At 69.9% G+C, this 631-nt stretch carries 2 protein-coding genes; both read left to right on the top strand.

Features of this window, described 5'->3' with window-relative positions:
* A partial coding sequence (gene mdcG / locus G3N99_RS41410) for a malonate decarboxylase holo-[acyl-carrier-protein] synthase (protein WP_206125332.1) occupies window positions 1-293 on the top strand: 293 nt, incomplete at its 5' end.
* Window positions 290-631, top strand: a 342-nt coding sequence (locus G3N99_RS41405) for a triphosphoribosyl-dephospho-CoA synthase (protein ID WP_206125331.1), incomplete at its 3' end; no start/stop codon positions are given. The genes mdcG and G3N99_RS41405, both read left to right, overlap by 4 nt.

The raw sequence follows: 631 nt of genomic DNA, 5'->3' as shown, positions 1-631 counted from the left end.
TCAACGCCTGCCTCGCGTGGCAGGCGTTGACGGGCGAGCCGTACTTGAGTGCATCGTCCGATCTCGACCTCGCGTTTCCGCTGTCGGCGGCCGTATCGCTCGCTGCGCTGCTCGACGGCCTCGCGGAGATCGACGCGCGCGCGCCGATGCGCATCGACGGCGAACTGCTGCGCGACGACGGCGCGGGCGTCAACTGGCGCGAACTCCATGCACGGCAGCCTGAAGTCGCGGTCAAGACCGCGACCACCGTCGAACTGATGCCGGCCGACACATTCATCGGAGGGTCGCGATGAGCGCCTGGGCTGCCTGCCGCGTACCGGCGCCGTCCGAAGCCGAGCGCATCGCCGAACTGGCCGAGCGCAGCCTCGTGCTCGAAATCGAGACCTATCCGAAGCCGGGGCTCGTCAGTCACGTCGACACCGGCAGTCACACCGACATGGATGCGGCGACGTTCGCCCGCAGCGCCGCGGTGCTGCGGCCGTACTTCGCCGAGCTGGCCGATGCGGGCGCACGCGATGCGGACATGGCCGTGCTGCGCAAGATCGGCCTGCGCGCCGAGCACGCGATGCTTGCCGCGACCGGCGGCGTCAATACGCATCGCGGCGCGATCTTCGGGCTCGGGCTGCTGTGT

Origin of the sequence: Burkholderia sp. Ac-20392 (assembly GCF_017104585.1) — a bacterium.
GTDB classification, from domain to species: Bacteria; Pseudomonadota; Gammaproteobacteria; order Burkholderiales; family Burkholderiaceae; genus Burkholderia; species Burkholderia lata.
This window is presented reverse-complemented; position numbering and strand designations above follow the sequence as displayed.